This is a genomic window from Pandoraea communis, from assembly GCF_902459745.1.
In the GTDB taxonomy this organism is placed as follows: Bacteria; Pseudomonadota; Gammaproteobacteria; order Burkholderiales; family Burkholderiaceae; genus Pandoraea; species Pandoraea communis.
This window is the reverse complement of record NZ_CABPSJ010000003.1, coordinates 138,060-163,982: the sequence shown is the minus strand read 5'-3', so window position 1 is coordinate 163,982 and position 25,923 is coordinate 138,060. Positions and strand designations below refer to the sequence as shown.

Here is a 25,923-nt window from a genome sequence, read left to right as displayed (position 1 = left end):
CGTTGGGTGCACTGTCGCAAACACCCCACATTCGCCCGGCGAATATTTTTCCTGTTGTCTATTTTTTTAGACATCTGCACGATCCCGAACACGGATACCCCATTGCGTGGGAATGCCCTGCACCGGGAGCAGGTTTGCCGTGGTTTGGGGGGTGACCGCACGCGCCGGCAGTGATAGCCTGCGCGCCGTCCAGAAATTTATACAACAAAGAGGAAATGATGAAGACCTGGCACAAGGTGGCTGGTGCCGCCGCACTGAGCGCCGCAACGCTCGCAACCACGGCCCACGCCCAATCGAGCGTGAGCTTCTACGGCCTGGCAGACGCTTATGTCGGCTCGGTGAAGAACCCGGGCGGCAACGCTGCCGTCGTGCAGCAAGGCGGCGGTATGACCACGTCGTATTGGGGCCTGGCCGGCACCGAAGACCTGGGTGGCGGCAACAGCGCGCTGTTCGTGCTCGAGAGCTACTTCCAGCCGAACAACGGAACCTACGGCCGCTTCGCCGGCGACAGCTTCTTCTCGCGCAACGCGTATGTCGGCCTGTCCAACGGACTCGGCACCTTGCGCCTCGGCCGCATCACGACGCCGCTTTATCTGGCGACGATCCAGTTCAACCCGTTCAATAACTCGTACACCTTCTCGCCGATGATCTTCCACACCTACAAGGGTCTGGGGACACAGGGCGTGGTGGGCGACTCGGCGTGGAATAACGCCGTGGCGTACACGTCGCCGACTTACGCCGGGCTGGCGGGCACGTTGCTTTACGCCACCGGCAACAGCGCGACCGACCATAGCGCGAAGAAATGGGCGGCGTCCGTCACCTACGCCAATGGCCCGTTCGCCGCGGCCGCGAACTATCAGTACGTGAATTTCAGCGCGACACCGGGGGACTTCGGCACGCAGTTGCCGGGCGTCGCCGGGCTGACCAACCAGAACACGGCACAACTCGGCCTCTCGTATGACTTCGCCGTGGTGAAGGTCTTCGCCCAGTACATGCTCGTAGCAAGTCAGGCCGCAAGCGGCAACTTCCACGCGAATACGGGTCAGTTGGGCGCATCGGTCCCGCTCGGCCGCGGCAGCGTGCTCGCATCGGTGGCCTATACCGGTTCGAACGGTTCGGGCGACAACCAGCGCCGCACCACATGGGCCCTCGGCTACGACTACCCGCTGTCCAAGCGCACGGACATCTACGCCGCATACAAGTACGACCACATGAGCGACATGTCGACCGGACAGACCTACGGCGCCGGCCTGCGCATGAAGTTCTGAGTGAGGGCTGGCGATACCGCCAGCCTTCCCGAGGCACGCGACGGCACGCAATGCTCATCAGCAATGGCTGCCGTCGCATGGCGTCTCGATATCAGGGTTTGACCCGATTATTTTCGTCTTGCCTGCCCTGCCGGGTTCGTTTAGTCTAAATATTTAGACAGATGGAGAGCATGATGGATCTGCAGCTTGCATGCGTCTGGTTACAACGCGACACGGTCGGTCTGTCCGACATCGAGGATTTTGCTGCACGTTGTCTCAATGCGTCGCGCACGGCCACGCGGGAATCCGCTGCGTTGCTGTTGCTCGCGCAGGCCGCACAAACGTTCGCGGAACGCCAGTCGGGCATTGCCGCCAACGGCGAGACGTTTCAGGCATTTCTCGCCCGCACCAAAGCCCATGCCACGATGTTGCGCGATGCAGCGGCCACCTCCGATGCCACCTTCCTCGCCACGCTGAACGGCTTCGCCGCACAGTTGACGACCGAGGTCTACGCATAACGCATAACGCATGATGACGATGCGTGACGATGGACGACGCTTGGCTCGCATCTCCCCGGCGGTATTTTTTTCACTTGATCGTCTAAAAATTTAGACAATTTGACGAAAACCGCGCGGTGCGGTGTTTAACCCCGCTGCGTCGATTCACCGTCCCACAGGAACCGATCATGGAAGCCAACCTGAACACACCGAGTGCCCAACGCCCAGGCGCCACGTCCGACGACATCGTTACCCCTTACGCATGGAAAGCGCTTGCGGGCTCTGCCATCGGCTATGCGATGGACGGTTTCGATCTGCTGATCCTCGGCTTCATGCTCCCGGCCATTACGGTTGGGCTGCAACTCTCGCCGGGCCAGGCCGGTGCACTCGTGACGTGGACACTGATCGGCGCCGTCGCGGGCGGCATTCTGTTCGGTGCGCTCTCGGATCGCTACGGCCGTGTGCGTATGCTCACGTGGACGATCCTGCTGTTCGCCGTCTTCACCGGGCTGTGCGCATTTGCGCAGGGCTTCTGGGACTTGCTCGTGTATCGCACGATTGCGGGCATCGGACTCGGCGGCGAATTCGGCATCGGCATGGCGCTGGCCGCCGAAGCGTGGCCTGCGGCCAAACGCGCACGCGTCTCGTCTTACGTCGCGCTGGGCTGGCAGACGGGCGTACTCGCCGCGGCACTGCTCACACCGCTGTTGCTGATGCATATCGGCTGGCGCGGCATGTTCCTCGTGGGGGTGCTGCCGGCACTCGTCGCGTGGGTGCTGCGTAACAAGCTGCACGAGCCCGAAGTCTTCGTGCGACGCACCGGCAAGCCTGCGAAGTCAGGTCAGGGCAGCAACGCCTTCCGTCTGCTCGTGAAGGACGCCCGCACCACCCGGGTGAGCCTGGGCATCGTGATTCTTTGCTCGGTCCAGAACTTCGGCTACTACGGCATCATGATCTGGCTGCCGACGTTCCTCTCGCAGAAGCTCGGCTTCTCGCTCACGAAGTCTGGCATTTGGACTGCAGTCACCGTGATCGGCATGATGATCGGCGTCTGGGCGTTCGGGCAACTGGCCGACCGTATCGGACGCCGCCCCACGTTCCTGCTGTATCAGGCGGGGGCCGTGGTCATGGTGCTCGTCTACGCCCAGTTGACCGACCCGATGGTGATGCTCTTCGCCGGTGCCTTGATGGGCATGTTCGTCAACGGCATGGTCGGCGGCTACGGCACGCTCATGTCCGAGGCCTACCCCACCGCTGCACGCGCCACCGCGCAGAACGTGCTGTGGAACATCGGACGCGCCATCGGCGGGTTGGGGCCTGTCGTCGTCGGTGCACTCGCTGCCCGCTACTCGTTCCAGATCGCCATCGCGCTGCTCGCGAGTCTTTACGTGCTCGACATGTTCGCGACGCGTTTCCTGATCCCCGAACTCAAAGGCGTTGAACTCGAGTAACGGGAGACACGACGCGTGCGACGTTACGACGTCGTCGCGTCGCCTCACAACGCCCGCCCCCATTTATTCGGAGCCCCCATGTCAGTTGCCACTCTGACGTGTGCCGACGTCACCCGCCCATGGGCGCCGGTGCCCCCGGACACACATGCCGCGCAAGAGGCGACATGCCCCACCCCTACGGTTGCGACGCATCGTTGCCGCGTGCTCGCGCATCGCGCCGTCAATGCGCGTTACCGCTATCTGCGTCTGCAGGCAGATGCGCCCGTCGCCCTCACGACGCAGCCCGGCCAGTTCTACCAATTGAAGTGCCCGGTCACCGACAGCGACGCGCCCTTCCTGCTGCGCCCCATGAGCGTGTACGGCACCGGCCCCGAGCCGGACACCATTGAATTTCTCTACAACGTGACGGGCGTTGGCACACGTGCGCTGGCCACCCTGCCGGAAGGGGCAACGCTCGATATCGTCGGCCCGCTGGGCAACACCTTCACGCTCAACACGCAGCCTGAGCAGTGGCAGCGCGTGATGCTGGTGGCGCGCGGCGTGGGGCTCGCGACAATGGCGCCGCTCGTGCAGCGCGCGGCGGCGGCCGGGCTGAAGTTGACGGTCGTCATGTCGGCCCGCAGCGAGGCCGATCTGATGCGCGACGAATTCCTGCGCTCGCCGCAGGCCCGCGCACTGGCCGACGTGCATTGCGTGTTCGACACCGACGGCTCGTCGGCCGTCGAGGCATTGGCGCCGCGCATACGCGCCCTGCTCGACGCCACACCGCACGACGCCGTCTACACCTGCGGCTCGCATCGTCTGTTGATGCTGCTCCAGCGTGTGCTGCACGCACACCCGCACATCACCGCCGAGGTGGCGATGGAGCAACGCATGGCGTGCGGCATGGGCGTTTGCCTGTCCTGCGTGCGCCTGTTCGATCGCGATGGCGACAAGCAATTCCTGCGCGTGTGCCGCGAAGGCCCTGTGTTTCCGATTCGAGATGTCGTCGGGGAGGTGGACTTTGGCTGATCTTTCCGTACGCATCGGATCGCTCACCTTGCGCAATCCGGTCATGCCGGCCTCCGGTTGCTTCGCGGTCGAATATGCCGAAGCGCTGGACCTGACCCGGCTCGGCGCGCTTGTCGTCAAGAGCGTCTCGCCTGCCACGCGTGCGGGCAATCCGACGCCGCGCGTGGCCGAGACCGCCAGCGGCATGCTCAACTCCATCGGCATTCCGAGCAAGGGCCTCGACACCTACCGGCGCGATGTTCTGCCCGCCTATACACGTTTCGATACGCCCGTGGTGGTGTCGGTGTCTGCCGATACGGCGGAGTCTTTCGGGCAAGCCTGCGAGACGCTCTCGCTGCCGGAAGTCGCGGCCATCGAAGCGAACATCTCCTGCCCGAACCTCGAAGCGGACGGCATGGCCTTCGCCATGCTGCCCGAGACCACATACAAGGCCGTGAGCGCCATTCGCCGGCGCACCTCGCACCCGCTGTGGGTCAAGCTCACACCCAACGCCGGTCAGATCGCGCTGATTGCCAAAGCAGCGGAAGACGCCGGTGCCGACGCCATCGTCATGGGCAACACCGTGCTCGGCATGGCGATCGACGTGCGCACGCGCAAGCCCAAGCTCGGCAACGTGATGGGCGGTCTGTCCGGACCGGCGATCAAGCCACTCGCCATTCGGCTCGTGCATCAATGCCATCGTGCGGTGCGCATTCCGATCATCGGCTGCGGCGGTATCGAAACGGCAGACGACGCCGTGGAATTCATGCTCGCGGGCGCGTCGGCCGTGCAGGTCGGCACGGCGTCGTTCCGCGATCCGGCCGTGATGGGACACATCATCGACGGACTCGCGGCGTACTGCGACGCACAGGCCATCGATCACGTCGCGACGCTCACCGGCGCCGTCGCCCTCGACGCCCAACTGACCGACCGTTGGCTGCGCTTTGCACAGCAATCCGGCTGAGCACGCCGTCACACGTTACACGCAACCCTCGCAAAGCCTCACGCGAAAAGAAGCACACTCATGGAACTGAACGCGCTGGCCCCGCTGGCCGAGCAACTCTTCACCGACCTGCGCCGTCTTGGCGACGATGGCGTCGGCATTACCCGCGACAGCTACGGCGAAGGCGAGAATGCCGCAGCCTCGTATCTGACGGAATGGGCCGGACATCAGGGACTGGCCGTCACGCGCGACCGCGCCGCCAACCTGATCTTCACGCTGCCCGACGATATCGGTGACGCCAGCAACGCCCCCGCTACATGGATCGGCTCGCATCTGGACTCCGTACCGCAAGGCGGCAACTACGACGGTCTCGCCGGCATCGTGGCCGGTCTGCTGTGCCTGGTCGAACAGCGGCGCAGCCAGCGTCATCCCGCCACACCGGTACGCGTGCTCGCACTGCGTGGCGAAGAAAGCGCGTGGTTCGGCCGTGCATACATGGGATCGAGTGCGCTGTTCGGCAAACTGAACGACGCCGATCTGGCCATGCCCCATCGCACGCATGGCCGCTCGCTCGCGGCCTGCATGGCGCAGGCCGGCGCCGACGTCGACGCGATTCGCGACGGGGCTATGCTGTTCGACGCCTCGCGAGCCAAAGCGTGGCTGGAGCTGCACATCGAACAGGGTCCGGTGATGGTCGCGCGCAACCTGCCCGTGGCCATCGTGCCCGGCATTCGCGGCAATGTTCGCCACAATCGCGTGTCGTGTGTGGGCGAGGCGGGTCACTCGGGGGCCGTGCCGCGCTGGTTGCGTCACGACGCCATGTTCGCGGTGGCCGATCTCATCACGCGTCTCGACGAGCATTGGCGCGCCCTGCTCGAGCGTGGCATCGATCTGGTGGTAACCACCGGTATCGTCGGCACCGATCCCGCCGAGCATGCCATCTCGCGCATTCCGGGCAAGGTGGATTTCAGTCTGGAAGTGCGCAGCCAGAGCACCGATACGCTCGATGTCTTCTACGAGTTGATGCGCACGGAGTGCCGCGCCATCGAACGCGATCGCGGCGTGCAGTTCGTGTTCGACCGGCGACTCTCGTCGCCCCCGGCAATCATGGATGCGCACGTGTCGTCGTTGCTGGTCGACGTCTGCCGCACGTTCGATCTTCCTCAGGAACGGGTGCCGAGTGGCGCCGGACACGACGCCGCCATCTTCGCCAACGCAGGCATTCCGAGCGGCATGGTATTCGTACGTAACGCCAATGGCTCACACAATCCGCTGGAAAGCATGGATCTCGATGACTTCATGCGCGGCGTGCAGGTGCTGGACGCCGCCACGCATCGGCTCTGACCCCGTCCTGCCCACACAGCCAAAACAAATCGGGCCGCACTCAGGCGGCCCGATGGGTCTTTCGTCGCGACGGCGCCTTTCGCGCCCATCGCCTGACCTCGCTCAAGGCGCCAATGCGATCACCTCGGCCACCGCAGCGGTCAGCTTCTTCGCGTAGGGCACGTGCAGAAACTCGTTCGGGCCGTGAGCGTTCGACTTCGGACCGAGTACGCCGCACACCATGAACTGCGCCGTCGGAAAACCGGCTTGCAGCGTGTTCATCAGCGGGATCGTGCCGCCCTGCCCGATGTATGCGACATCCTCGCCGTAGTGCCGTTGCGATGCCGTATTCAGCGCCGACGTGAGCCAGGGGGCTACGTCGGGAGCGTTCCAGCCCGAGGCCGCGCCGGCGTCGGACTTGAAGGTCACCTTCGCGTTGTACGGCGGATCGAGTTCGAGCAACGACTTGAGTTCGGCCACGGCCTTGGCAGCGTCAACGAGCGGCGGCAGACGCAGCGACAGTTTGAACGCCGTGCGCGGGCGCAGCACGTTACCCGCATCGGCCAGCGCGGGCAGACCGGCAGCCCCCGTCACCGACAGCGACGGACGCCACGTCGAATTGAGCAGCGCTTCCTTCGGATCGGTCGTGGTCGGCAACACCGACAGGCCGTCCTGACCGCAGGCCCACGGCACCTTCTTCCAGACGTCGTCACCAAGAATATGTGCGGTGGCTTCCGCCTCTTTCAGACGCTGTAGCGGAATCGGCGCATGGAAGCCCTGCGGCAGCACGTTGCCGGTGCCGGCGTCCTCAAGACGCTCGAACAACTGACGCATGATGCGAAAGCTCGACGGCGCAATCCCGCCATAGCCGCCCGAGTGAATACCTTCGTCGAGCACCTGGACTTCGAGGCTGCCCGAGATCAGGCCGCGCAGCGATGTCGTCAGCCACAACTGGTCATAGTTGCCCGCCCCCGAATCGAGGCAGACGACCAGACCGACACGGCCCAGACGCTCACGCAGTGCGTCGACATACGGCAGCAGATCGTAGCTGCCCGACTCTTCGCACGTCTCGATGAGACCCACGCAACGCGGGCGCTCCACCCCTTGCGCATCGAGAGCGGCGAGCGCCGTCACGCTCGAGTAGATCGCGTAGCCATCGTCCGCGCCGCCACGGCCATAGAGCTTGCCGTCTTCGAACTTGGGCGTCCACGGGCCGAGGTCCTTGCGCCATCCATCGAACTCGGGCTGCTTGTCGAGGTGACCGTAGAGCACGATCGTCTCGGTGCTGCCCGAGCGCGTGGCCGGCGCTTCGAAAAAGATTACCGGTGTGCGGCCTTCCAGACGAATCACTTCGAGCCGCAGTCCCTTGACCGGTTGACGTTCCGCCCATTGGGCGGCGTCGCGCACTACGCGATCGATGTAGCCGTTGCGTGCCCAATCGGCATCGAAACCGGGGCTTTTGGCGGGTACCGCGATGTAGTCGGTCAGTGCATGCAGAATTTCGTCATTCCATTTGCGTTCGACGAATTCACGCAATGCCGCCGTGTCGAGCGACGGCTGGGTCGGGGTGACGGTGTCGGTCATGGGGGAGTCCTTGGGGGGTGTACCGGTTGACGTGATCGCGACAGATCGGGTCGCAGCGCTCGCGCAGATCCGTCACGGGCACCGCCGGAGACGCCAGCGGGCCATATGACGTCATGATAGCCATTCCCGCCAGCGATGGCGACCGGCCAGCCGGATGCAGGGCATCTACCCGGCCGCGTCAGCCGGGGAAACGGCGGCGCGGGCCATGCGCCTTGCAAGGGGGCGAAGCAAGGATAGCGAACCGGCGTTCAGTTGCCCGTGCCCGGCGGATCGAAGCGGAATACGATCTCTCCGGCCGCAGCCGTCTCCTTCATGCATGTGGCGGACTGCGTCACTTTGCCGGCGACGTCCAGAGAATGCTCTGTGTCAGTGCCATTGCAACGCCAGAAGAACACGATGGGACGTTCGCACCGGTTCGCCACTTCGTAGCGATAGTGCGTAACGTCAGCCGGCAGGGCACGCAGCGCCCCGCATGGCTTTCCCGCCATGTCGAGCGGCTCCGTTGGCATCGGCGGTGCCTGAGCGCGAACCGGCGCACTCACCGCGACGGCAAGCAGTACCAGCATTCCTGTGATCCCCAAGCGCCGCGCAGTGACGAGCATCAGATCCAGCGCCATGCGATGGCGATGGCCCCGATGGCGACGCCAACGGAGATGACCACGCCAAACCATGCCAACTGTGCACGCCGTGCCCGACGGCGGCTCGATTCCGAAGTGTCGTAAAAACGACCCAATCCGCCCGAGTACAACTTTTCCCAGCGAATTTCCATGGCGCACCTCACAAATCAATCAAACCAGCCCGCACTATTGTTGTTCTTTTCTTCTTTATCGAAAGTTTTGAGGCGCAAGACAATTCGGATAAATCCGGGCAAATTCCGACAGGCGGACTACCCAAAATTCCGACACAGCACCTCCATTTCAAGATCGCACTATTCTTTCATAAACGCAATAGCGTGAACTTGCAGAATGCAGCCATAGCACCACGGGAGACCACGTTATCGACGATGGATATCAACGCGCATTGCGCGCTTTATCGTATCTCTCGCCATATCTTTAACGGGAAATTGCAGAGAATTGCCGGAATTTGGCCGTGCCAGCCTTTTTTTGAAATACAACATCTTTGTAACAAGACATTTCAAAACAGAGCGGACGTTCGTTCAAAGCAGGTGATTGAAATGGCGGGAGGAAAGCGCCATAGCCCCCGGCACCATCAGGAAGGACGGGAGCGGACTTTTCGCGTGAAAATCGAGAAATGCGTCGTCCAGAGCAACGCGGCGCGGCAGTCCGCCGAAGGCGGTGCCGCGCACGAAAAGGAAGATCTGTGACTTTAGCGTCCCAGGAAGGCCGCACCTACGGACAAAAGCACGAAACCGCCGACGCTACAGGCGATCGCGATTGCCAACAGGCGTTGAAAGAGTTGCTCGCGCTCAGTGGCGCTGCGATGGGAACGGGGTGCATCGTGATGAATCGTTCCCCAACCACTCGAATACACTTTTTTCCAACGGATGTGCATAAGTTACCTCGCGTTGTTTAGTGTTCGTAGCCTTGCCGGTCATCGATTCACGCTATCGGAATCGACGAGACGCAGGGCTAGTATGCGCTTTGTCCGGCAGCCGTAAACCCCTCGTCCGTGCTGCGTCGCCGCAAGCCAAACACCTGCTTCGGATAGATTTCGAGACCGAATAAGACGACCGGGAATACCGTCACCGTGACGTGATTCGAGATTTATGGCGAGGCATGTCAATGCGACAGAATGTCGCAGGTGCGACAAGTTGTCGCGCAACCCGCATGGACCGTGGAATTGGGAAATTTTCCGGGTGCGGCGTATGCCGTCGTGCGGCAGGAGTGATGTCTGCGGTAGGCCGGGCTACCGGGACGGAGAGGGCATGGGAGGAGCGGGACGCCTACGCCGTAGTGCAGTGCACCATCGATTCTTCGAATAAACCACAAAGCTGGGGTAAATCCGGGGGGGGGCATGGTGCCTCCCTGGCCCGCCAATATCACGACTCGAACGGATTTTTCACCTGTCGCGCAGTCGTGCCACCCGACGTTTCCGTGGTCGCCGGAAGGTCTGCGCTGGAAAGCGCCGCGACCACAGCGTCGAGCACCGCTTTGAGCGCCTGCGCCTGACGCAGCCCCTCGGCATCGCGACGAATCTCCAGGTTGCCAAAGATGGCGACGTGATCCGTATGGTTCTCGACGTTCAGTTCACCGAGCGTGAGCGCATCGGCGTCGTTGGCAAACGGGGCAAACTTCGCGCTGGCAGAAGACGAGGCGGACATCGGGAGGCTCCTGAATCGAGAGGAAATCGGTCGGTTGAGATCGGTCGACGAGGCCATGCCCCTCATCGACCAGGCAACGCCAAAGGCGTTGCGCCGTGCTTAGCGGATGATCGTACGCAAGAAGTCGAGCACCGTCTGCACCTCGCGATACGACGGCACCTCGGGATCACGTTTGCGCTTGCCGCCCGCTGCCTTGGGTGCGGGCAGACGCATCGCCGTGCGTTTCACGTCCGCCGGCATGCCAGGGAAAAAGTCGATACCGGCCAGCGTCTCGAGTTCTGCCACGCTCACAACCGAATAGTCGCCCGTGGCTTCGTTCGCGACAAGATAGGCGCCCGCCTGCTTGCGCTTGGGGTCGTAGACCACCTTGTAGAGCTGCGTAGGCACCATCACCCGATCGCCGACCTGCGTAATCGTCTTGCCCTTGAAAAGCGGGCCGGTGAGAACGAACAACTCCCCGCGATCCTGCGCAAGTTTGCGCACGCTCGACTCGATGCCCGCCCACAGATAGCGGTTGTTCTCGCTATTCTGCGGCACCATGTTCGCCAGCGAAAAGCTCTCGGATTGCGCTTGCGCGTCCGGCATATCGGCCGATGGCGCCATGTGCCCCCGGTCGTACCCCGAGCGCACATAATCGCGCAGCTCAGCCCGCTCATCCGGAGGAAGCCGCGACTCGGCGTGGAAATTGTTGACGCGCGAGATCTGGCGCGCGTCGCTCAAGCCGGCGCGTGTGAGACGCTCGGCCGACCACAGCGGCGTACGCGTCACCCCCGAGTGCATGACGCCGAACGCACCGAAGCACACCTCGCGCGCATCGCGCGTCATCGAGGCATTGGTAATGTCGGGTGCCGTTCCGGCCCAGTAATGGTCGCCACACGCCGTGGCGGCTGCGAACGCATCGCCCGGCAATGCCGTGAAGGCAACTACGGAAGAAAGGAATATCAGAGAGGCAAAGGACACTGCCAACTGCCCGGTCATCGCGCGCAAGCGGCTTGCGCGCACTGCGGTGACCGTCCATCGAAACTGCTTCATCGCACGACTTAGGGTAAGACTTCAGGGGGTGCGATTGTAGCGGATGATCGCCTATTCGGGGACGACGTTCGCCGCGCCATAGGCGGCGCATTGCAGGGTCTGGGCGGGGCCGAGGTTATCGCACTCGTCCGCTTGCGCGGCCGGCAACCATGCCTGCTCGAGAAAGAGCAGGCAAATCACCAGCGCGAGCATGAGGAGCAGCGTCTTCATTGCAGCATCCGAGTTGGGTAGCCGCATTGTATGCGGGGACACCACGGTATAACCCGCCCCCGCCCTGCTGAATTGTTTCGATTCGTTACGGCCCCCAGCGATAGCCGCCCTCGGAAGATTTGGGCCTCAGGCGCCGGGCACATCGCCCCGCTGAGCGATGAGCGCGGCCAGCGGCTCGTTCATCGGTCCTTCGGCACGCAGTCCTTCCACCACACCGACACGGTCGGGCATCGGGCGATTCTGCGACATCTTGAATTTGCCTTCGATGCGGCGAATCGGAATTTCCACGCCAACGACGGCCCGCAGCAGGCCGTCGACGAAGTCGGCGGGCGCGTCTTCGACCGCCCACGGCGCGGTACGCGCCTGCTCCTGCGATTGTGTGAGATCGCCCACGAAACGTAGCAACCATGCCGCGTCGTCGATCACGCGCGGCTTGCCCCATGCATGCACGGCGGCGTAGTTCCACGTCGGCGCCACCTTGCCGTGCTCTGCCTTGGCGGCATACCAGGACGGCGTGATATACCCCTGCGGCCCCGTGAACGCGATCAGGCAATCGTCGACACCTTGCAGCGCCCGACCATGTGGATTGGCCCGCGCCAGATGCGCCCGCAACGTGCCGAATTCGCCCTCGCCGGGATACACCAGGAAAGGAATCGGGTCGGCGACCAGTCCCTGTGCACCGGCGCTCACGAGCAAACCGAGCGGATGCATGCGAATGAGATCGTGCAGAACATCCAGACGAGACTCGGCAAATGGGGCGGGCAGATACATCGATGGCTCCAAACAAAAAGCGGCGGGGATTGACCAGCGTATCTCCCCGCATGGCCCTCGGCAAAGACCCAATGTGCGGAATTTTTTTGGTGCCATCCGGATGCCCGTCAGCGTCCCCCGTCCTGAGCACTGGCAGGCAATGCAGCCCGCCGATGCGCTCTGGAAGACAGGGTCAGAGGAAGGACTTCGCCTGATCGAGAATCTTGTCGCAGACCTGGCGCGTCAATTGTTCCTTGAGTCCACCGCCGTTCAGGTCGACCGTCTTGCCATCCGGAGAGGACAGCAACCCTTTGGCCCCGTCGAGATAGCCGGGGCTGGCAGCCGGCGCCCCCGACTGGGCGCCGATCTTGCCGAGAAGTTTGTCTTTGACGTTGGTCGCCGAGTTCAGATTCGCGCCACTGAGATAGTTGTTCTTGATGCAGAACTGCAACACGCCCGTCGCATTACCCACGCTGCCGGACGTCAGCGAACCGATCGAGCCAAGCCCGCCGAGACTGCCTGCCAGACCGCCAGTGTCGCCACCGCCCGAGCTTCCGCCCACGGCGTTCTTGAGCAGGTCGAGTTGCGCCTGCGCCTGCATCGGTGTGCCCAAAACCAGTGCCAGTGCAACGCTTGCGCCCACCACCCCAACTCTGGACAGCCTCCAACCTGCACCAACCGAACTTGCCATGTGTCGTGACATACGATCCTCCGTAATGCGAATGACGTGGGTCAGGTCGGCTCACTATAGCAGGACGCCCACACCGGGGCGATGAATCGCCGCCGGCGTGAAAAAACGTCAGAACAACGTTGCGGCGGGATCAAGCACCTCCGGCACCACCACACTCGCATCCACGCCTGCGTTCTCCTTGAGCAGGAAGACCAGGTGATGCCCGGCGAGCAGTTCGATGCGACGATCCCGTGCAAACTCCTCGACACCGTCTTCGAACTCCCCGGTGGTGATCAACATGCCGCGCGCCGCGCCAATTTGCTGCATCTCCGTGAGCATGGCACGGGCGGCAGCCATTTCGAGGCGCGCACCACGGTCCATCTCGCGGTAGATGTGCACGACAACGTCACCGCCGAAAATCGGATGCGGGTCCCACGCGCGGCACATCAGCATGCCCGGCGCCTCACCCGGCAGCAGCGGCGGCCCTTCGAAACCGTGCGAGCGCAGCAAGTGGAACATCACCTGCGTGAAGTCCTTGTCGGAGAGCATCATCAGATTGAAACGGCGGTCAACGGCAACATCGGCATCCGTGACGACCTGCGTCATGTCGACACCCGCCACCGGCGCCACCGCCTCCAACATCTCGGGCCGCGCGGAAATGCGAGCCCCCAGCGCCGCCAGATGCGTCGCCGGATCGCCCTCCGCGAGGGCGAGCGCCGCGAAGTCGGCGCGCGCCACATGCACGCTCGCCAGGCACACGCGTGCGTCGCCGTTGCTGGCGTAGACGTTGAATACGACGGCATTCACGTGACGCAGCGGGTCGGCCGAGAACAGTTCGTGTAGCGAACGAAGCACGATCTGGCGCAACGCGTCGGCATAGACGCGCGCACGCAGCGCCTGCTCCGCAGGCACACCTTGCACGAGATTTTCCGCAGCGTTGTAGTGGTATTCGAGCGCGACGGGCACGACGGCGTCGAGCGTCGGCACGTCGTAACCGATGGCCAGCAGCTTGTGGTTTTCAACGTAATGCGCCGCGAGCGTCTGCATAAACGCTTCCGGATACGGGCTGCGGCTGAGCACGATGCGCGCATAGCCGGTGACGGCCGCCGCTTCGCCGCGCAACAGCGCCCCTTCGAATTCAGCCACGGCCGCGTTGTGACGGGCGCTGTCGGCACGCGCAGCTTCCGTTGCCTTCTGCTGCGCGATCTGGAGAATCATCGAGCCTTGCGTGCGACGGATTTTCGACGCCTCGTACTCGCGCTCCGCATGTACGAATTCACTGCGCGCCTTCGTGACGGCCTGCTCGTAACGTCCCGAAGCACCCGGCACGGCCAGCGCAAGCCGGCCCGGCTTTTCGGGCGCGAAGGTTTCCCATTCAGGTTTGGCCAGGATCTTCGGGAGGTGCCGGGTATCGAGCACGGGCGGCGTGTTACGTGCGCGCAGATCGGCCGGCGGGATCCGCAGATCGCGCGTGAGGCCATCGGCGAGCAAACGTTCGAGCCGCCCGACTTCCAGCTTGGCCCTTGCGCCTTGCGCCGCCGCTTCGGCCTGCCGCCACGCCAGTTGCAGGCGCTCGCGAGCGGCGGCGTCGGCCGTTGGCGCGTCTTCCAATGCACGCTGCGCCTGATCTACGGCACGGACTTCCGCCAGCGAGCGTGCCTGCATTTGGGCGTGCTGCTGCTCACGCGTGTGCGCGGCGTGCCAGAACTCACGCGCCAGACGATCGATGATGCTTTCGAATCCCCGAGTCACTACTGCCCCCGCATGTGATATTGATTTTGTTTTGCCAAGCGAACTACACCATCCGAAACTGCTGTGACGCCATTCGACGTCTGTGTTCACGGAAATCCTGCTGCCGGCTCAACGGCCCGGCTGCCACGCCTCGAAGCGCGGCACGACATTCACGTAGGGGACGATTGTAGGACGTTGCCCCCTCGCATCGCAAAGAATCTTTCGCTTCCTCGCCGCGCAAGCATGTCATGAGCGCAACGCGTACGCTCTGACCGTCATCAAATCGCCACGACGGCGGCGCAGTGTCTGACGTTGTGTCTTACCTGCCTGCGTTGGCAGATGCGCGCGCGCCCATCGCTATGTCTGGCAACATTCAACGCGGCATGCAGTCCGAAATGGGGCGTTCGAGGTTGCGCCGCCGATAGCCACTACCATGTGGCGGTTGCCTCGCGCGCCGATGCTCATTTTTTGTTCAATTCAACCCACGTTATGAACGAACCGACTTCTAACGCCCCTCCGGCGTTGTCACCGGCCTCGGGCGCTGCCCTGACTTCGCGTCCTTGCCTGCGCACCGCATGGCTGAGCGCCGCGGGTTGTCTCCTGCTGGCGCTGGTCGCCATCGTGTGGATCGACCGGCCGGTGGTGGACTTCGCACATGTGCACACGCAGGGCACGCGTTGGATTCAGCATGTCGCGGAGTTGCCCTCGCCGCTGTTCGTTCTCGCCTGGCCGACGTTCGCGATCGTTGGCGCGGTGTTCGTCTGGTGCCGGCAATTGCCCGCATGGGCCGTCACGCTGTGGCTCTCGGCAGGCGCGGTGGGGGTGAGCAGTGTGCTCAAGCAGGGCTTGAAGTTCGCGTTCGGGCGCACTTGGCCGGCCACGTGGATTCACGAGAATCCGTCGTATCTGCGCGACGGCGTTTTCGAGTTTCATCTCTTCGGTGGCGACGGCGCGGCGTACGCGTCGTTCCCGTCGGGCCACCTGAGCGTTATGCTCGCGTTCGCCACGGTGCTCTCACTGAGGCACCGTGCGCTGCGCTGGCCGTGCGCCATCGCTGTTGCCCTGACGAGCTTCGGCCAGATCGCTGCCGCCTATCACTGGACGAGCGACGTGCTCGCGGGCGCAGCACTCGGCATCGCAGTCGGCACGGCGTTCGTTGCCGCATGGCAACGCTGCGGCATCCGTTCGGGGGCATGAGGGGCGTAAGGGGCGTAAGGGTGTCTGGGATCGCGAAAGGCTGTGCAAGGCCGCTGCCAGCCATTTGATGAATTTCGTGAATCGGCAAGATCGCCGCATAATGGCCGCTGATAACGATAAACCCGAGACTGCCCGCAACGGCTAGCGGTGAGCGCCGCCGAAAGTCCTCCGAGCATCTCCACGGCGGCGTCTGATGCGCTGGCGCGCCACGACACCGCTACGCCGCCCGATTCATGACTGCCGATCCGTTGCTTCCCCTCATTGTCGGTGCCTGCGTCGCCGGTTTCGTGCAAGGCTTGTCCGGCTTTGCATTCAGTCTGGTCGCACTGTCCTTCTGGGCGTGGTCACTGCCGCCCACGCTGGCGGGCCCGCTCGCCGCATTTTGTTCTCTCATCGGCCAACTGCTGGGGTTGCGCGCCGTCCGACGGGCCGTGCCACTCGATCGCCTCGCCCCATTCGTACTGTGCGGCCTGATCGGTGTGCCGGTCGGGGTGTGGATGCTTCGCTATCTCGATCCGGTGTGGTTCCGGGCAGGCATCGGCGCGGTACTCGTGATCTATTGCTCGATCCTGCTACTCGCCGCACACCTGCCTCGTATCCGGCACGGCGGGCGTAAGGCGGACGGCGTGGTCGGTTTCATCGGCGGCGTGATGGGCGGCATTGGCGGACTCGTCGGCGTAGTGCCGACCCTATGGTGCACGCTGCGCGGCTGGGACAAAGACATGCAGCGCGCCGTCATGCAGATCTTCTTCATCGTCATGCACACGCTCACCATCACCCTCTACGCGGTGCATGGTGTCATTACGGCCCAGACGTTGCACATGTTCACGATTGCCGTGCCGTCGATGATCCTGCCAACGCTCGCCGGCGCGTGGGCCTATCGATTCCTCTCCGATCACACCTTCCGGCGTATGGTGCTCGCACTGCTCGCGTGCTCCGGTGTGACGCTACTCGTCGGCACCGTGCCCGAATTGCTTGCCCGTTGAGCCACCGCACACAACTAATGCGACGTACGCGTGGATTAGCAAAAACGGGCATCAGGGCTCGGCGTTAGGATGGCGGTACCGATGCCCTCTGCGGGGTTCACCCCCGCCCTTGCACCATGCCCGCCGTTGCCTCGTTTCTCGATCGTGCCGCCGCAGGTAACGCGCTGGCCGACGTGCTCGCCTCACACGAACTGATCGCACGCTGCGCGCCGCCGCTGGTGCTGGCCATTCCACGCGGCGGCGTACCGGTCGCACTGCCCATCGCCCGCCAACTGAACGGCACGCTCGACGTGCTGCTCTCCCACAAATTGCGTGCGCCGCATCAAGCCGAGCTAGCCGTGGGCGCGGTCGACGAGTTCGGCGGCATCTTCCTCGCCGATCACGCGCTATCGATCGGTGCCACCGGCACGTATCTCTCGCATGAAACGGCACGTCAGCGAGCACTTATCCAGCAACGGCGTCAGGCGTATACGCCGGGACGCGGTGCGCCACATGTGCAAGGCCGGCCGGTCGTGGTCGTCGACGACGGCATTGCGACCGGCGCAACGATGATCGCGGCATTGCGGGCGATGCGCCGCCTCGGCGCGACGCCTCTCATTGCCTGTGCGCCGGTCGGTGCGCGCGACGCTATTGCCCGGCTCTCCTCGTTCGCAGACGCTGTCGTTTGTCTGGAAACGCCGCAGCCCTTCTACGCAGTGAGCGTGGCGTACAGCGATTTCGTGCCAACCGACGACGCCACCGTGATCGCGTTGCTCGCCATGGCGGCGGACCGTCCGTGAGCCGGCGCCGAAATCTGCATTGCCGCAAAGGCGCGCCATAGCGGCACCCCCTGCAATTGCACTACACTTGAGCCTGCTGCGCGCAACGGCCCCGCCGGAGCAAGCGCGCGGTCTGCGCCGCCTCTTGCCCCTCAGTTTCGATGGAGCCTGTGATGACGACGTCCCTGATTCTCAACGTGATCGGCCCGGATCGTCCGGGGCTGGTCAATGCGATCGCCGATCGCGCAAGCGCCTCCGGAGCCAACTGGCTGGAGAGCCGCCTCGCCAATCTTGCCGGCCAGTTTGCCGGCATCATTCATTTGCAAGTCCCCGACGAGAATGCCGACGCGCTCACGCAAACCCTGCACGCGCTGGAAACGCACGGGCTGCGTATTACCGTGACGCGCGCGCAAAGCGCCGCCACCGATCCGGCCGCCCGTACGCTTCAGCTCGATCTGGTCGGGCAGGATCATCCCGGCATCGTCAAGGAAATCTCGCACGTGCTCTTCTCGCGTGGCATCAGCATTGACGAACTTGCGACGGAATGCGTCGAGGGGTCGATGTCGGGCGGCACGCTGTTTCGCGCGACGGCCCGACTTCGTGTGCCGGCGAGTGTCAGTACGGAATCGCTGCGCGAGACGCTGGAAAGCCTTGCCGACGATCTGATGGTCGATGTCGAACTCGATTCGCCTGCCGGTGCCTGAGCGCGCGCCGATGAAGCGAGCCTTCCTGTTCGTCCTCGGCGCCGTGGCTCTGCTCGCCCTGCTCTCGCTGCTCCCCCTCCCCTTCGAGCGCCAGACACACGTGGTGAATACCGTCACGCTGAGCGCGCCGCCGCAGGTCGTCTACGACTACGCCACCACGCCGAGCCATTGGCCCAAGTGGCATCCGGCGTCGATCACCGTGCAAGGGGCGACCGACCATCCGCTCAAGGTGGGAGAGGAAGTGGCCGAAGAATTCCGGCTCGCAGGCCGGCACGGGATCATTCACTGGAAAGTCGCCGGCGCGAATCCGCCGCTCGAATGGCGCATCGAAGGCGAGGTCAACCGGCGTCCGTCGGGCGAAGTCCGCTACAGGCTCACGCCGGACGGCACCGGCACCCGCTTCGAGCGCGACTTCATCTATCGCACGCCGAATCTGCTTTTCCTGATTCTCGATCCCATCTTCATCGGGCCGCGCATGCGGGCAGAGTCTGCACAAGGTGCAAAGCAACTCGAGCAGATCTTCGCGACGCTCGCCCCGGCCGTTCCTGCCACCGCATCGATGCCAGACGCCGTTGCGAGTGCCGTTCCGGCGCGGTGAGGGGATAGAGAGGATAGCGACGGCATGTGAAGTGGCGCGGCGATAACGCTCCCGACTCGGGCGCTATTCGCGCCTCATTCGTTGAACGTCGCCGCCATCGTCTCGGCCGCAGCCTCGAGGTCGGGCAGGAACGTCATGAGCTTGTCGAGTGTGCAATGCTGCGCACTCGCCTGCACCGCGATAGCGGCACACGCACGATTGCGGTCGAGCATCACCGGCACGGCCACCGCGATCATGCCCGGCACATGCTCTTCGTTATTGGTGCCCACGCGGCGCTTGCGCGTTTCCGTCAACTCTTCGCGCAGGTCTTCGAGATCGGTGATGGTGTTCTCCGCACGCGGGCGCAACGGCAGATGTGCGATCAACTTCTCACGACGCGCGCGCGGCAGAAACGCCAGCAGCAGCTTGCCGCTCGCCGTGCAGTGCAGCGGCACGCGCGAACCGGGCGAGAGCTTGAGTTGGCGCGACCATTCGGTCTCCACACGATCGAGATAGACGAGGTCGTCGCCCGAGAGCATCGACAGATTGCAGGTCTCGCCCAGCTTGTCGACCAGTTGCTGAAGAATGGCATGACGCGCGGCCGCCGGGCCCACGTGCATCAGCGCATTGACGGCCATCGCCCGCACCCGCGACGACGGCTCGTAATGCCGGCTGCCAGCCTCACGCGTGACCAGCCAGGCGGCTTCGAGTTGTTTGAGAATGCGGTGCACAGTCTGCTTGGGCAGACCGATGGCGGCAACAATCTCCGCCAATGTCATGGGCGTGCCCGAGGCACTGAGAATTTCGAGAATGCGAAATGCGCGGACGGCCGCAGCGTTCGACTGATTGCTCATGTCGGTATCTGGATCCCGGGTTCGAGTTGTGTTCTAGATCGTTATCGCTCGCGGCGGTCTCCCTTCTGCCCAACGTCGACACGCCACCGCGCAAGCCCGCTCCCAAGCCCCCACGCCGCCGTACCGTCGCGCCGCGACGTCCCGTTTTCCGCATTCTAGTGCCAATCGGCACCCGCTGACGATTGGAGACAAACCCGGAGATATTCCAAATACCTGATACCTGCCACCTGACGGCGGTGGACGGCGACAGCGCGGCGTGCCGCCGGGCATCCTGCCGCCACCGTGACGCTCATGCTGCCAAAGCGCCTCAGGCCTTCTTGCCGGACAGCACGCGCAAGCGATGAATCAGGCTGGACGTATCCCAGCGCGAACCGCCGAGCGCCTGTACGTCGCCGTAAAACTGGTCGACAAGCGCCGTGACCGGCAGCGACACGCCGTTGCGCTGCCCTTCGGCCAGACACAGCCCCAGGTCCTTGCGCATCCAGTCCACGGCGAAACCGAAATCGAACTTGCCGTCGATCATGGTCTGACCGCGATTGTCCATTTGCCAGCTCGCGGCTGCACCCTTGTTGATAACGTCGAGCACGAGCGGCATGTCCAGACCGGCGCGCTCGCCGAAGTTGACCGCCTCGGACAACCCCTGCACGAGCCCGGCAATACAGATCTGATTGACCATCTTGGCCAGTTGCCCGGCGCCGGCCTCGCCGATACGGGTGACGGCGCGACCGTAGGCGCCGAGCGTGGCGGCCACCCGGTCGAACGCCGGGGCGTCGCCCCCGCACATGATCGTGAGTACACCGTTCTTGGCGCCGGCTTCGCCGCCCGACACGGGGGCGTCGACAAAGTGCAGGCCCTTCTCGCGAGCGACCGCGTAAAGTTCGCGAGCCACATCGGCCGACGCTGTCGTATGGTCGACGAAAACAGCGTCCGCCTTCATGCCGGCGAAGGCGCCATGCTCGCCGAGCACGATGCTGCGCAGGTCGTCGTCGTTGCCCACGCAGGCGGCAACGATATCGGCGTCGCGCACCGCGTCAGCCGGCGTGGCGGCGGTTGCGCCGCCATATTCCTTCGCCCATTGCTGCGCCTTGGCAGCGGTGCGGTTATAGACCGTGACCTGATGACCCGCACGTTGCAGGTGACCGGCCATGGGATAACCCATCACGCCCAGACCGAGAAACGCGACGCGAAGGGAAGATGCTTGCGATGAGGGGGAAGTCAATTCGAGGGCCTCGCAGGTTGATTCGCTAAGAAAGGGCTCAAACGGGGCGCGATGCCGACGTGCGCATACGACGGCCCTGTCGGAAATTCAGGGGGCTTGCGAGCCATCATTATATAGAGACGGGCTGCGCTCAGGCGCCAGCGCGATCCCCCGCCACACGGGGCATTCGCGCAATTTCGCCCCAGTTTGGTGCGCCGCAGCCCGTCGCCTAATCATCCGTAAACTTCACGTCACCGTCCCGGTTTGAAAAATTCTGTTTCCGTGACTGGCGTTGCGGCCCGGTTCCGATACAATGCGCGGCATGGCTGATTTTGATACCAGTTGGTCAATTCGCGTTTACTACGAGGACACGGACGCCGGGGGCGTCGTCTTCTACGCCAACTACTTAAAATTCTTTGAACGGGCCCGTACCGAGTGGCTCCGTTCGCTCGGCATCGAGCAACTCGAACTGGCCCGCAGCACCGGGATGATTTTCATCGTGCGCTCGACGGCCGTCGACTATCTGAGCCCCGCGCGGCTAGACGATCTCCTCACCATCAAAAGCCGTATCGAGCGCATTGGCGGCGCCTCCGTCGATTTCGAACAGGAAGCCTGGCGCACCGCACCCGACGGCCGCAGCGAACTGTTGGCGCGCGGAAGCATCAAAATCGGCTGCGTGGCAGCGCACACCCTGCGCCCAGGAAAAATCCCAGCACAAGTGCGCCTCGTCATGCAATCGGCCGCCAAGTCGGTCAACGCCGCAACGGGGGAGCCTGCCCGTCCGGCAGCCGCCTGAAGCCAACGACAAGAATTCCGGTCAGTCCAGTCAATAACCACACCATGCCCGATCAAGATCTTTCCATTATTTCGCTGGTCATGCATGCCAGCGTGCTCGCCCAGGCAGTCATGGGCCTGCTGCTGCTGCTCTCGCTGCTCTCGTGGACGCACATCTTCCGCAAGATCTTCGCGATTCGCCGCGCCCGCACCCAAACCGAGCGCTTCGAGCGTGATTTCTGGTCGGGCGGTGACCTTCAGGCGCTGTACCAAAGCGCGCTGAACAACCGCCATCAGACGGGTTCGCTCGAACGTATCTTCGAATCGGGCATGCGCGAGTACATCAAGGCCAGCGAAAAGGGGCTGAACGATCCGCACGCCATTCTCGACGGCGCGCGCCGTGCCATGCGTGCTTGCTATCAACGTGAAATGGACTCGCTCGAAGCCAACCTGCCGTTCCTCGCGTCGGTCGGCTCGGTGAGTCCGTACATCGGCCTGTTCGGTACGGTGTGGGGTATCATGAACGCATTCCGCGGCCTGTCGAACGTGCAACAAGCGACGCTCGCCAATGTGGCGCCGGGTATCGCGGAGGCGCTGGTGGCCACGGCCATCGGTCTGTTCGCCGCTATCCCTGCCGTGGTTGCCTATAACCGCTTCGCCACCGACATCGACCGGCTGTCGATCCGCTTCGAAAGCTTCATCGAAGAGTTCTCCAACATCCTGCAACGGCAGATTCACTAAGCACTCCGGGAGCGCCGAGACATGGCAGGTTCTATGCGCAACGCTCGCCGCGGCCGTCGCGCCATGGCGGACATCAACGTCGTACCGTACATCGACGTGATGCTGGTGCTGCTCGTCATCTTCATGGTGGCCGCACCGCTGGTGGCGCCGTCGATCGTCAATTTGCCGAGCGTGGCTAACGCGAGCCCGCAGCAGCAAACACCGCCGGTGGTCGTCAATATCGAAGCCGATAACCGCATGCTGGTGCGCTACAAGGATGGTGAGAACACCATCGAGCAGCGCATGAGCGGGGGCGATCTGACCGGTTTCCTGCAAGGCCGTCAGGCCGCGAACCCGGATCAGCCGGTCGTCATTGCCGCCGATAAATCGGTGCGCTATGAAATCGTCATGAATGTGATGTCCGATCTCAAGGCCCAGGGCGTCAAGCGCGTGGGCCTGCTCGTCAAGCAGAAATGAGCCGCACTGTAGCCCGTTCCGACCGTCCCATTGGCCCGCGCAAGGATGAGCGCGGCACGGGGCGGGCATTTCTCCTCGCGCTGTTCATGCATGCGTTGCTGTTTGCGCTGCTCTTCTACGGCATGCGCTGGCAGAACAGCTCGCCAGCCGGCTCCGAAGCCGAACTGTGGACGCCTTCTGAAGTTGTTGAGCCGACACCACCGGTGGTGACGCCTGCGCCGACACCCGCGCCGCCCGCCATCGCCGCGCCCACGCCGCAGGCAGAAGACGCCGACATCGCCCTCCAGCAGAAGAAGCGCAAGCAGGAACAGCAAGCCGCCGAGCAGGCGCGTCTGCTCGAGGCGCAACAGGAAAAGGCGCGTCAGGAAGCCCTCAAGCAGAAGCAACTCGCCGAGCAGCAGGCGGCCGCCGAACTCGCCCGCAAGAAAGCGGCCGCAGAGGACGCCGCACGCCAGCAGAAGCTGAACGATCAGAAGAAGGCCGACGAGTTGAAGCGTCAGAAAGAAGAGGACGCCAAGAAGGCCGAACAGGTGAAGCAGCAGCAACAGGCCGATGCCCAGAAGAAGGCAGACGCCGAGAAAAAGGTTGCGGAAGACAAGGCTGCCAAGGCCAAGGCCGCGAAGGAAGCAGCCGCGCAGAAGGCGGCCGATGCCGCGCGCTCCGAGCGACTGGCAGCATTGCGCGGCATGGCTAACGGCACGCCAGGCGCCAACGGCAACGGTCTCGGCACACAGGCGGGTGGGACGGGCGCCGGCGGCGGCGGTACCGGCGCGGCCGGCTATGCCGAACGTGTGCGTGCCAAGGTCATGCCGAATATTGCCTATGCCGGCGATACGACGGGCAACCCGCAAGCCATTGTCGCCGTACGTATTGCACCGGACGGCAGCATCCTGTCGATGCAATTGACGAAGTCGAGCGGCAATCCCGCGTGGGACGCCGCCGCCATGGCTGCCATCAAGAAATCAGACCCCTTGCCGCGCGGTGTCGACGGTAAGGCTCCGCCCCCGACGCTCGACATTCACCTCCGGCCAAAGGGCTGAGGAATGTTGTCAAACGGGAACGAAAACCGAGCGATGCGAGTCCATTTTCATCTGGATGTGGTAAAAATGGCCGTTGCAACGCGTAACTGACTAATCTAACGCATGCGAATTTCCAGTCAATATGCATGGCGTGCGCTGGTAGCCACCTGGCTCACCGCAGCGTGCACGATCGCCCATGCGCAGACCCCGCTCACCGTCGAGATCAATGGCGTCGGTACCAATCGCTACCCGATCGCCGTGTCGAACTTCAAAGGCGTCGCGCCGACGGACATCGTGTCCGTGATCAAGGCCGACCTGAGCAACAGCGGCCGCTTCAACCAGATCGATACGGGCGGCGCCACCGTTGGCGTGGACGATTCGGTCGATCTCGGCACGTGGCGCGCCAAGGGCGCGAACGCGTTCGTCTCCGGCACGATCGCCCCGGCGGGTAACGGCAACTTCCAGGTCAGCTTCCGTCTGTACGACGCCGTGAACGGTCAACCGCTCGGCGGCCTGGCCCTCACCTCTTCTGCGGCGAATCTCCGGCTGACCGCACACAAGATTGCCGACTACATCTATCAGAAGCTGCTGGGCGACCGCGGTGTGTTCGCCACGCGTCTGTCGTACGTTCTGCATAGCGGCAGCAACTACCAGTTGCAAATTTCGGATTCCGACGGTCAGGATGCGCGCGTCGCGCTCAATAGCCGCGAGCCGATCATCTCGCCTGCATGGTCGCCGGACGGCACCAAGGTGGCGTACGTTTCGTTCGAGAAGCGCAAGCCGGTCGTGTACATCCACGATCTGCCGACGGGCCGCCGCGCCGTGCTGGCCAACGAGAAGGGCAACAACTCCGCACCGTCGTGGTCACCGGACGGCAGCAGGCTCGCCGTGGCGCTTTCGCGTGACGGCAATACGCAGATCTATCAGGTCAACGCCAATGGCGGTGGCCTCAAGCGTCTGTCGCGCAGCGGCGCGATCGACACCGAACCGCAGTATTCCCCGGACGGCAAATGGATCTACTTCACGAGCGATCGTGGCGGTGGTCCGCAAATCTACAAGATGCCGGCCGGTGGCGAAGGTGAAGGCGGAGCGCAGCGCGTCACCTTCAAGGGGAGTTACAACGTCAGCCCGCGAATCAGTCCCGATGGCAAGTTGCTCGCGTTTATCGCGCGTCAAGGCGGCGGATTCAAGCTGTGCGTGCAGGATATGAGTACTGGCGATGTTACGGCTCTGACCGACACCAGCCACGACGAGTCACCGAGTTTTGCCGCAAACGGCAAGTACATTCTTTATGCAACGCAGTCTGGCGGCCGCAAGGTTCTTGCAGCAGTCTCGGTGGACGGGCAAACCCGGCAGATTCTTCAGGTCCGAGGAGGGGAAGTTCGCGAACCCTCCTGGGGCCCTTTCATGCAATAACATCAACAGCAACATCAATCGGAGGCTCATATGAGTTCCCTGCTTCGTAACATCCTCGCCATCTCTTCGCTGGCCGCTCTGGCCGCTTGCTCGTCGGGCGTGAAGCTCGACGACCAGGCTAACGCCAACAAGGGTCAGACCACGACCGACGCCCGCGCTGTCGCCCCCGTCGACGCATCGGCTGACGAACTGAACAACCCGAACGGCCCGCTCGCCAAGCGTAGCGTGTACTTCGGCTTCGACCAGTACAACGTCGATGCTCAGTACACGCCGATGCTCCAGGCACACTCGGCCTTCCTGAACAAGTACTCGCAACGTCACGTGCTGGTTCAGGGCAACACCGACCCGCGCGGCACGAGCGAGTACAACCTGGCCCTGGGTCAGAAACGTGCCGAAGCCGTGGTGAAGGCCATGTCGGCACTGGGTGCCAACACCAACCAGATGGAAGCCGTTTCGCTGGGTAAGGAAAAGGCCACGGGTACCGACGAAGCTAGTTGGGCCCAGGACCGTCGCGCCGATCTGGCTTATTGATTG

General features: G+C 63.6%; 29 protein-coding genes. 18 read left to right on the top strand and 11 right to left on the bottom strand.

From position 1 onward, the window contains the following. Positions 1 to 215: 215 nt before the first annotated feature. From PCO31110_RS11530 to PCO31110_RS11505, 6 genes are all read left to right on the top strand, one after another. The gene (locus PCO31110_RS11530) at positions 216 to 1,268 is read left to right on the top strand and encodes a porin (protein WP_010806857.1); all 1,053 of its coding nucleotides are present in this window, start codon (positions 216 to 218) and stop codon (positions 1,266 to 1,268) included. Positions 1,269 to 1,438: 170 nt separating this feature from the next. Next, positions 1,439 to 1,765: a hypothetical protein gene (locus tag PCO31110_RS11525; RefSeq protein WP_246189814.1), complete on the top strand. Its 327-nt coding sequence runs from the start codon at positions 1,439 to 1,441 to the stop codon at positions 1,763 to 1,765. Positions 1,766 to 1,932: 167 nt separating this feature from the next. Further along, the gene (locus PCO31110_RS11520) at positions 1,933 to 3,195 is read left to right on the top strand and encodes an MFS transporter (protein WP_150690501.1); all 1,263 of its coding nucleotides are present in this window, start codon (positions 1,933 to 1,935) and stop codon (positions 3,193 to 3,195) included. A gap of 78 nt (positions 3,196 to 3,273) precedes the next feature. Next, entirely contained in the window at positions 3,274 to 4,206 is a 933-nt protein-coding gene (locus tag PCO31110_RS11515) for a dihydroorotate dehydrogenase electron transfer subunit (RefSeq protein WP_150690500.1), read from the top strand. Then, the gene (locus tag PCO31110_RS11510) at positions 4,199 to 5,149 is read left to right on the top strand and encodes a dihydroorotate dehydrogenase (protein WP_150690499.1); all 951 of its coding nucleotides are present in this window, start codon (positions 4,199 to 4,201) and stop codon (positions 5,147 to 5,149) included. The genes PCO31110_RS11515 and PCO31110_RS11510 overlap by 8 nt, the downstream gene beginning before the upstream one ends. 60 nt (positions 5,150 to 5,209) lie before the next feature. After that, positions 5,210 to 6,472, top strand: a complete 1,263-nt coding sequence (locus PCO31110_RS11505; protein ID WP_150690498.1) for a hydantoinase/carbamoylase family amidase — start codon at positions 5,210 to 5,212, stop codon at positions 6,470 to 6,472. 102 nt (positions 6,473 to 6,574) lie between these two features. Here the strand turns inward: PCO31110_RS11505 and PCO31110_RS11500 are convergent, their stop codons facing one another. The 3 genes from PCO31110_RS11500 to PCO31110_RS25675 form a co-directional block, all read right to left on the bottom strand. Then, positions 6,575 to 8,035: a M20 family metallopeptidase gene (locus PCO31110_RS11500; RefSeq protein ID WP_010806851.1), complete on the bottom strand. Its 1,461-nt coding sequence runs from the start codon at positions 8,033 to 8,035 to the stop codon at positions 6,575 to 6,577. A 248-nt stretch (positions 8,036 to 8,283) separates the two neighbouring features. Then, complete coding sequence (locus PCO31110_RS11495) at positions 8,284 to 8,601, bottom strand: hypothetical protein (RefSeq protein ID WP_150690497.1); 318 nt, start codon at positions 8,599 to 8,601, stop codon at positions 8,284 to 8,286. A 35-nt stretch (positions 8,602 to 8,636) separates the two neighbouring features. Further along, a complete protein-coding gene (locus PCO31110_RS25675; RefSeq protein ID WP_158453307.1) occupies positions 8,637 to 8,804 on the bottom strand; it encodes a hypothetical protein in 168 nt (55 codons plus the stop codon). Positions 8,805 to 9,038: 234 nt separating this feature from the next. Between PCO31110_RS25675 and PCO31110_RS11490 the strand changes: the two genes are divergently transcribed. Next, entirely contained in the window at positions 9,039 to 9,359 is a 321-nt protein-coding gene (locus tag PCO31110_RS11490; RefSeq protein WP_144265786.1) for a hypothetical protein, read from the top strand. A gap of 675 nt (positions 9,360 to 10,034) precedes the next feature. Here PCO31110_RS11490 and PCO31110_RS11485 read toward each other — a convergent pair. The 6 genes from PCO31110_RS11485 to PCO31110_RS11465 form a co-directional block, all read right to left on the bottom strand. Next, on the bottom strand, positions 10,035 to 10,316 hold the full coding sequence (locus PCO31110_RS11485; protein ID WP_150690496.1) for a hypothetical protein: 282 nt from the start codon (positions 10,314 to 10,316) through the stop codon (positions 10,035 to 10,037). Between the two features lie 99 nt (positions 10,317 to 10,415). Next, positions 10,416 to 11,348, bottom strand: a complete 933-nt coding sequence (locus tag PCO31110_RS11480; protein ID WP_246189813.1) for a DNA/RNA non-specific endonuclease — start codon at positions 11,346 to 11,348, stop codon at positions 10,416 to 10,418. 51 nt (positions 11,349 to 11,399) lie between these two features. Then, the gene (locus PCO31110_RS25670) at positions 11,400 to 11,558 is read right to left on the bottom strand and encodes a hypothetical protein (RefSeq protein ID WP_174979530.1); all 159 of its coding nucleotides are present in this window, start codon (positions 11,556 to 11,558) and stop codon (positions 11,400 to 11,402) included. A 126-nt stretch (positions 11,559 to 11,684) separates the two neighbouring features. Beyond that, positions 11,685 to 12,329, bottom strand: a complete 645-nt coding sequence (locus PCO31110_RS11475; protein WP_150690495.1) for an FMN-binding negative transcriptional regulator — start codon at positions 12,327 to 12,329, stop codon at positions 11,685 to 11,687. Between the two features lie 172 nt (positions 12,330 to 12,501). After that, positions 12,502 to 12,999, bottom strand: a complete 498-nt coding sequence (locus tag PCO31110_RS11470; protein WP_150690494.1) for a DUF2501 domain-containing protein — start codon at positions 12,997 to 12,999, stop codon at positions 12,502 to 12,504. 108 nt (positions 13,000 to 13,107) lie between these two features. Then, positions 13,108 to 14,730, bottom strand: a complete 1,623-nt coding sequence (locus PCO31110_RS11465; RefSeq protein WP_150690493.1) for a restriction endonuclease — start codon at positions 14,728 to 14,730, stop codon at positions 13,108 to 13,110. Positions 14,731 to 15,198: 468 nt separating this feature from the next. Between PCO31110_RS11465 and PCO31110_RS11460 the strand changes: the two genes are divergently transcribed. From PCO31110_RS11460 to PCO31110_RS11440, 5 genes are all read left to right on the top strand, one after another. Further along, complete coding sequence (locus PCO31110_RS11460; protein WP_174979528.1) at positions 15,199 to 15,906, top strand: phosphatase PAP2 family protein; 708 nt, start codon at positions 15,199 to 15,201, stop codon at positions 15,904 to 15,906. A 233-nt stretch (positions 15,907 to 16,139) separates the two neighbouring features. After that, a complete protein-coding gene (locus PCO31110_RS11455; RefSeq protein ID WP_150690491.1) occupies positions 16,140 to 16,892 on the top strand; it encodes a sulfite exporter TauE/SafE family protein in 753 nt (250 codons plus the stop codon). A 116-nt stretch (positions 16,893 to 17,008) separates the two neighbouring features. Beyond that, positions 17,009 to 17,671, top strand: a complete 663-nt coding sequence (locus PCO31110_RS11450) for a phosphoribosyltransferase (protein ID WP_150690490.1) — start codon at positions 17,009 to 17,011, stop codon at positions 17,669 to 17,671. A gap of 152 nt (positions 17,672 to 17,823) precedes the next feature. Beyond that, entirely contained in the window at positions 17,824 to 18,354 is a 531-nt protein-coding gene (locus PCO31110_RS11445) for a glycine cleavage system transcriptional repressor (protein WP_150690489.1), read from the top strand. Continuing rightward, positions 18,323 to 18,952 (top strand): SRPBCC family protein, encoded by a 630-nt coding sequence (locus PCO31110_RS11440; protein WP_150690488.1) that lies wholly within the window; start codon positions 18,323 to 18,325, stop codon positions 18,950 to 18,952. The genes PCO31110_RS11445 and PCO31110_RS11440 overlap by 32 nt, the downstream gene beginning before the upstream one ends. Positions 18,953 to 19,026: 74 nt before the next feature. Here the strand turns inward: PCO31110_RS11440 and PCO31110_RS11435 are convergent, their stop codons facing one another. Then, complete coding sequence (locus PCO31110_RS11435; protein ID WP_150690487.1) at positions 19,027 to 19,785, bottom strand: IclR family transcriptional regulator; 759 nt, start codon at positions 19,783 to 19,785, stop codon at positions 19,027 to 19,029. Between the two features lie 307 nt (positions 19,786 to 20,092). After that, positions 20,093 to 21,004, bottom strand: coding sequence for an NAD(P)-dependent oxidoreductase (locus PCO31110_RS11430; RefSeq protein WP_150690486.1), 912 nt, complete (start codon positions 21,002 to 21,004; stop codon positions 20,093 to 20,095). 292 nt (positions 21,005 to 21,296) lie between these two features. Between PCO31110_RS11430 and ybgC the strand changes: the two genes are divergently transcribed. The 6 genes from ybgC to PCO31110_RS11400 all read left to right on the top strand — a co-directional run bounded on the left by ybgC (position 21,297) and on the right by PCO31110_RS11400 (position 25,920). Further along, complete coding sequence (gene ybgC / locus PCO31110_RS11425; RefSeq protein ID WP_174979525.1) at positions 21,297 to 21,779, top strand: tol-pal system-associated acyl-CoA thioesterase; 483 nt, start codon at positions 21,297 to 21,299, stop codon at positions 21,777 to 21,779. Between the two features lie 44 nt (positions 21,780 to 21,823). Beyond that, positions 21,824 to 22,498 carry a protein TolQ gene (gene tolQ / locus PCO31110_RS11420; protein ID WP_150586409.1) on the top strand — a complete coding sequence of 225 codons (675 nt, stop codon included), beginning with the start codon at positions 21,824 to 21,826 and terminating at the stop codon, positions 22,496 to 22,498. A gap of 21 nt (positions 22,499 to 22,519) precedes the next feature. Next, entirely contained in the window at positions 22,520 to 22,954 is a 435-nt protein-coding gene (gene tolR, locus PCO31110_RS11415; RefSeq protein ID WP_023873635.1) for a protein TolR, read from the top strand. After that, on the top strand, positions 22,951 to 23,994 hold the full coding sequence (gene tolA / locus PCO31110_RS11410; RefSeq protein WP_150690484.1) for a cell envelope integrity protein TolA: 1,044 nt from the start codon (positions 22,951 to 22,953) through the stop codon (positions 23,992 to 23,994). Before tolR ends, tolA begins: the two co-directional genes overlap by 4 nt. Before the next feature lie 102 nt (positions 23,995 to 24,096). Next, a complete protein-coding gene (tolB, locus tag PCO31110_RS11405; RefSeq protein WP_150619356.1) occupies positions 24,097 to 25,389 on the top strand; it encodes a Tol-Pal system beta propeller repeat protein TolB in 1,293 nt (430 codons plus the stop codon). A 30-nt stretch (positions 25,390 to 25,419) separates the two neighbouring features. After that, positions 25,420 to 25,920 carry an OmpA family protein gene (locus PCO31110_RS11400; protein ID WP_150690483.1) on the top strand — a complete coding sequence of 167 codons (501 nt, stop codon included), beginning with the start codon at positions 25,420 to 25,422 and terminating at the stop codon, positions 25,918 to 25,920. The last annotated feature ends 3 nt before the right edge of the window (positions 25,921 to 25,923 follow it).

Excerpts from the sequence above, each read along its gene's own strand:
- PCO31110_RS11530 (WP_010806857.1), top strand. The coding sequence starts at position 216 with ATGATGAAGACCTGGCACAAGGTGGCTGGTGCCGCCGCACTGAGCGCC.
- PCO31110_RS11525 (WP_246189814.1), top strand. The coding sequence starts at position 1,439 with ATGATGGATCTGCAGCTTGCATGCGTCTGGTTACAACGCGACACGGTC.
- PCO31110_RS11520 (WP_150690501.1), top strand. The coding sequence starts at position 1,933 with ATGGAAGCCAACCTGAACACACCGAGTGCCCAACGCCCAGGCGCCACG.
- PCO31110_RS11515 (WP_150690500.1), top strand. The coding sequence starts at position 3,274 with ATGTCAGTTGCCACTCTGACGTGTGCCGACGTCACCCGCCCATGGGCG.
- PCO31110_RS11505 (WP_150690498.1), top strand. The coding sequence starts at position 5,210 with ATGGAACTGAACGCGCTGGCCCCGCTGGCCGAGCAACTCTTCACCGAC.
- PCO31110_RS11500 (WP_010806851.1), bottom strand. The coding sequence starts at position 8,035 with ATGACCGACACCGTCACCCCGACCCAGCCGTCGCTCGACACGGCGGCA.
- PCO31110_RS11495 (WP_150690497.1), bottom strand. The coding sequence starts at position 8,601 with ATGCTGGTACTGCTTGCCGTCGCGGTGAGTGCGCCGGTTCGCGCTCAG.
- PCO31110_RS25675 (WP_158453307.1), bottom strand. The coding sequence starts at position 8,804 with ATGGAAATTCGCTGGGAAAAGTTGTACTCGGGCGGATTGGGTCGTTTT.
- PCO31110_RS11490 (WP_144265786.1), top strand. The coding sequence starts at position 9,039 with ATGGATATCAACGCGCATTGCGCGCTTTATCGTATCTCTCGCCATATC.
- PCO31110_RS11485 (WP_150690496.1), bottom strand. The coding sequence starts at position 10,316 with ATGTCCGCCTCGTCTTCTGCCAGCGCGAAGTTTGCCCCGTTTGCCAAC.
- PCO31110_RS11480 (WP_246189813.1), bottom strand. The coding sequence starts at position 11,348 with ATGAAGCAGTTTCGATGGACGGTCACCGCAGTGCGCGCAAGCCGCTTG.
- PCO31110_RS25670 (WP_174979530.1), bottom strand. The coding sequence starts at position 11,558 with ATGAAGACGCTGCTCCTCATGCTCGCGCTGGTGATTTGCCTGCTCTTT.
- PCO31110_RS11475 (WP_150690495.1), bottom strand. The coding sequence starts at position 12,329 with ATGTATCTGCCCGCCCCATTTGCCGAGTCTCGTCTGGATGTTCTGCAC.
- PCO31110_RS11470 (WP_150690494.1), bottom strand. The coding sequence starts at position 12,999 with ATGGCAAGTTCGGTTGGTGCAGGTTGGAGGCTGTCCAGAGTTGGGGTG.
- PCO31110_RS11460 (WP_174979528.1), top strand. The coding sequence starts at position 15,199 with ATGAACGAACCGACTTCTAACGCCCCTCCGGCGTTGTCACCGGCCTCG.
- PCO31110_RS11455 (WP_150690491.1), top strand. The coding sequence starts at position 16,140 with ATGACTGCCGATCCGTTGCTTCCCCTCATTGTCGGTGCCTGCGTCGCC.
- PCO31110_RS11450 (WP_150690490.1), top strand. The coding sequence starts at position 17,009 with ATGCCCGCCGTTGCCTCGTTTCTCGATCGTGCCGCCGCAGGTAACGCG.
- PCO31110_RS11445 (WP_150690489.1), top strand. The coding sequence starts at position 17,824 with ATGACGACGTCCCTGATTCTCAACGTGATCGGCCCGGATCGTCCGGGG.
- PCO31110_RS11440 (WP_150690488.1), top strand. The coding sequence starts at position 18,323 with ATGTCGAACTCGATTCGCCTGCCGGTGCCTGAGCGCGCGCCGATGAAG.
- PCO31110_RS11435 (WP_150690487.1), bottom strand. The coding sequence starts at position 19,785 with ATGAGCAATCAGTCGAACGCTGCGGCCGTCCGCGCATTTCGCATTCTC.
- ybgC (WP_174979525.1), top strand. The coding sequence starts at position 21,297 with ATGCGCGGCATGGCTGATTTTGATACCAGTTGGTCAATTCGCGTTTAC.
- tolQ (WP_150586409.1), top strand. The coding sequence starts at position 21,824 with ATGCCCGATCAAGATCTTTCCATTATTTCGCTGGTCATGCATGCCAGC.
- tolR (WP_023873635.1), top strand. The coding sequence starts at position 22,520 with ATGGCAGGTTCTATGCGCAACGCTCGCCGCGGCCGTCGCGCCATGGCG.
- tolA (WP_150690484.1), top strand. The coding sequence starts at position 22,951 with ATGAGCCGCACTGTAGCCCGTTCCGACCGTCCCATTGGCCCGCGCAAG.
- tolB (WP_150619356.1), top strand. The coding sequence starts at position 24,097 with ATGCGAATTTCCAGTCAATATGCATGGCGTGCGCTGGTAGCCACCTGG.
- PCO31110_RS11400 (WP_150690483.1), top strand. The coding sequence starts at position 25,420 with ATGAGTTCCCTGCTTCGTAACATCCTCGCCATCTCTTCGCTGGCCGCT.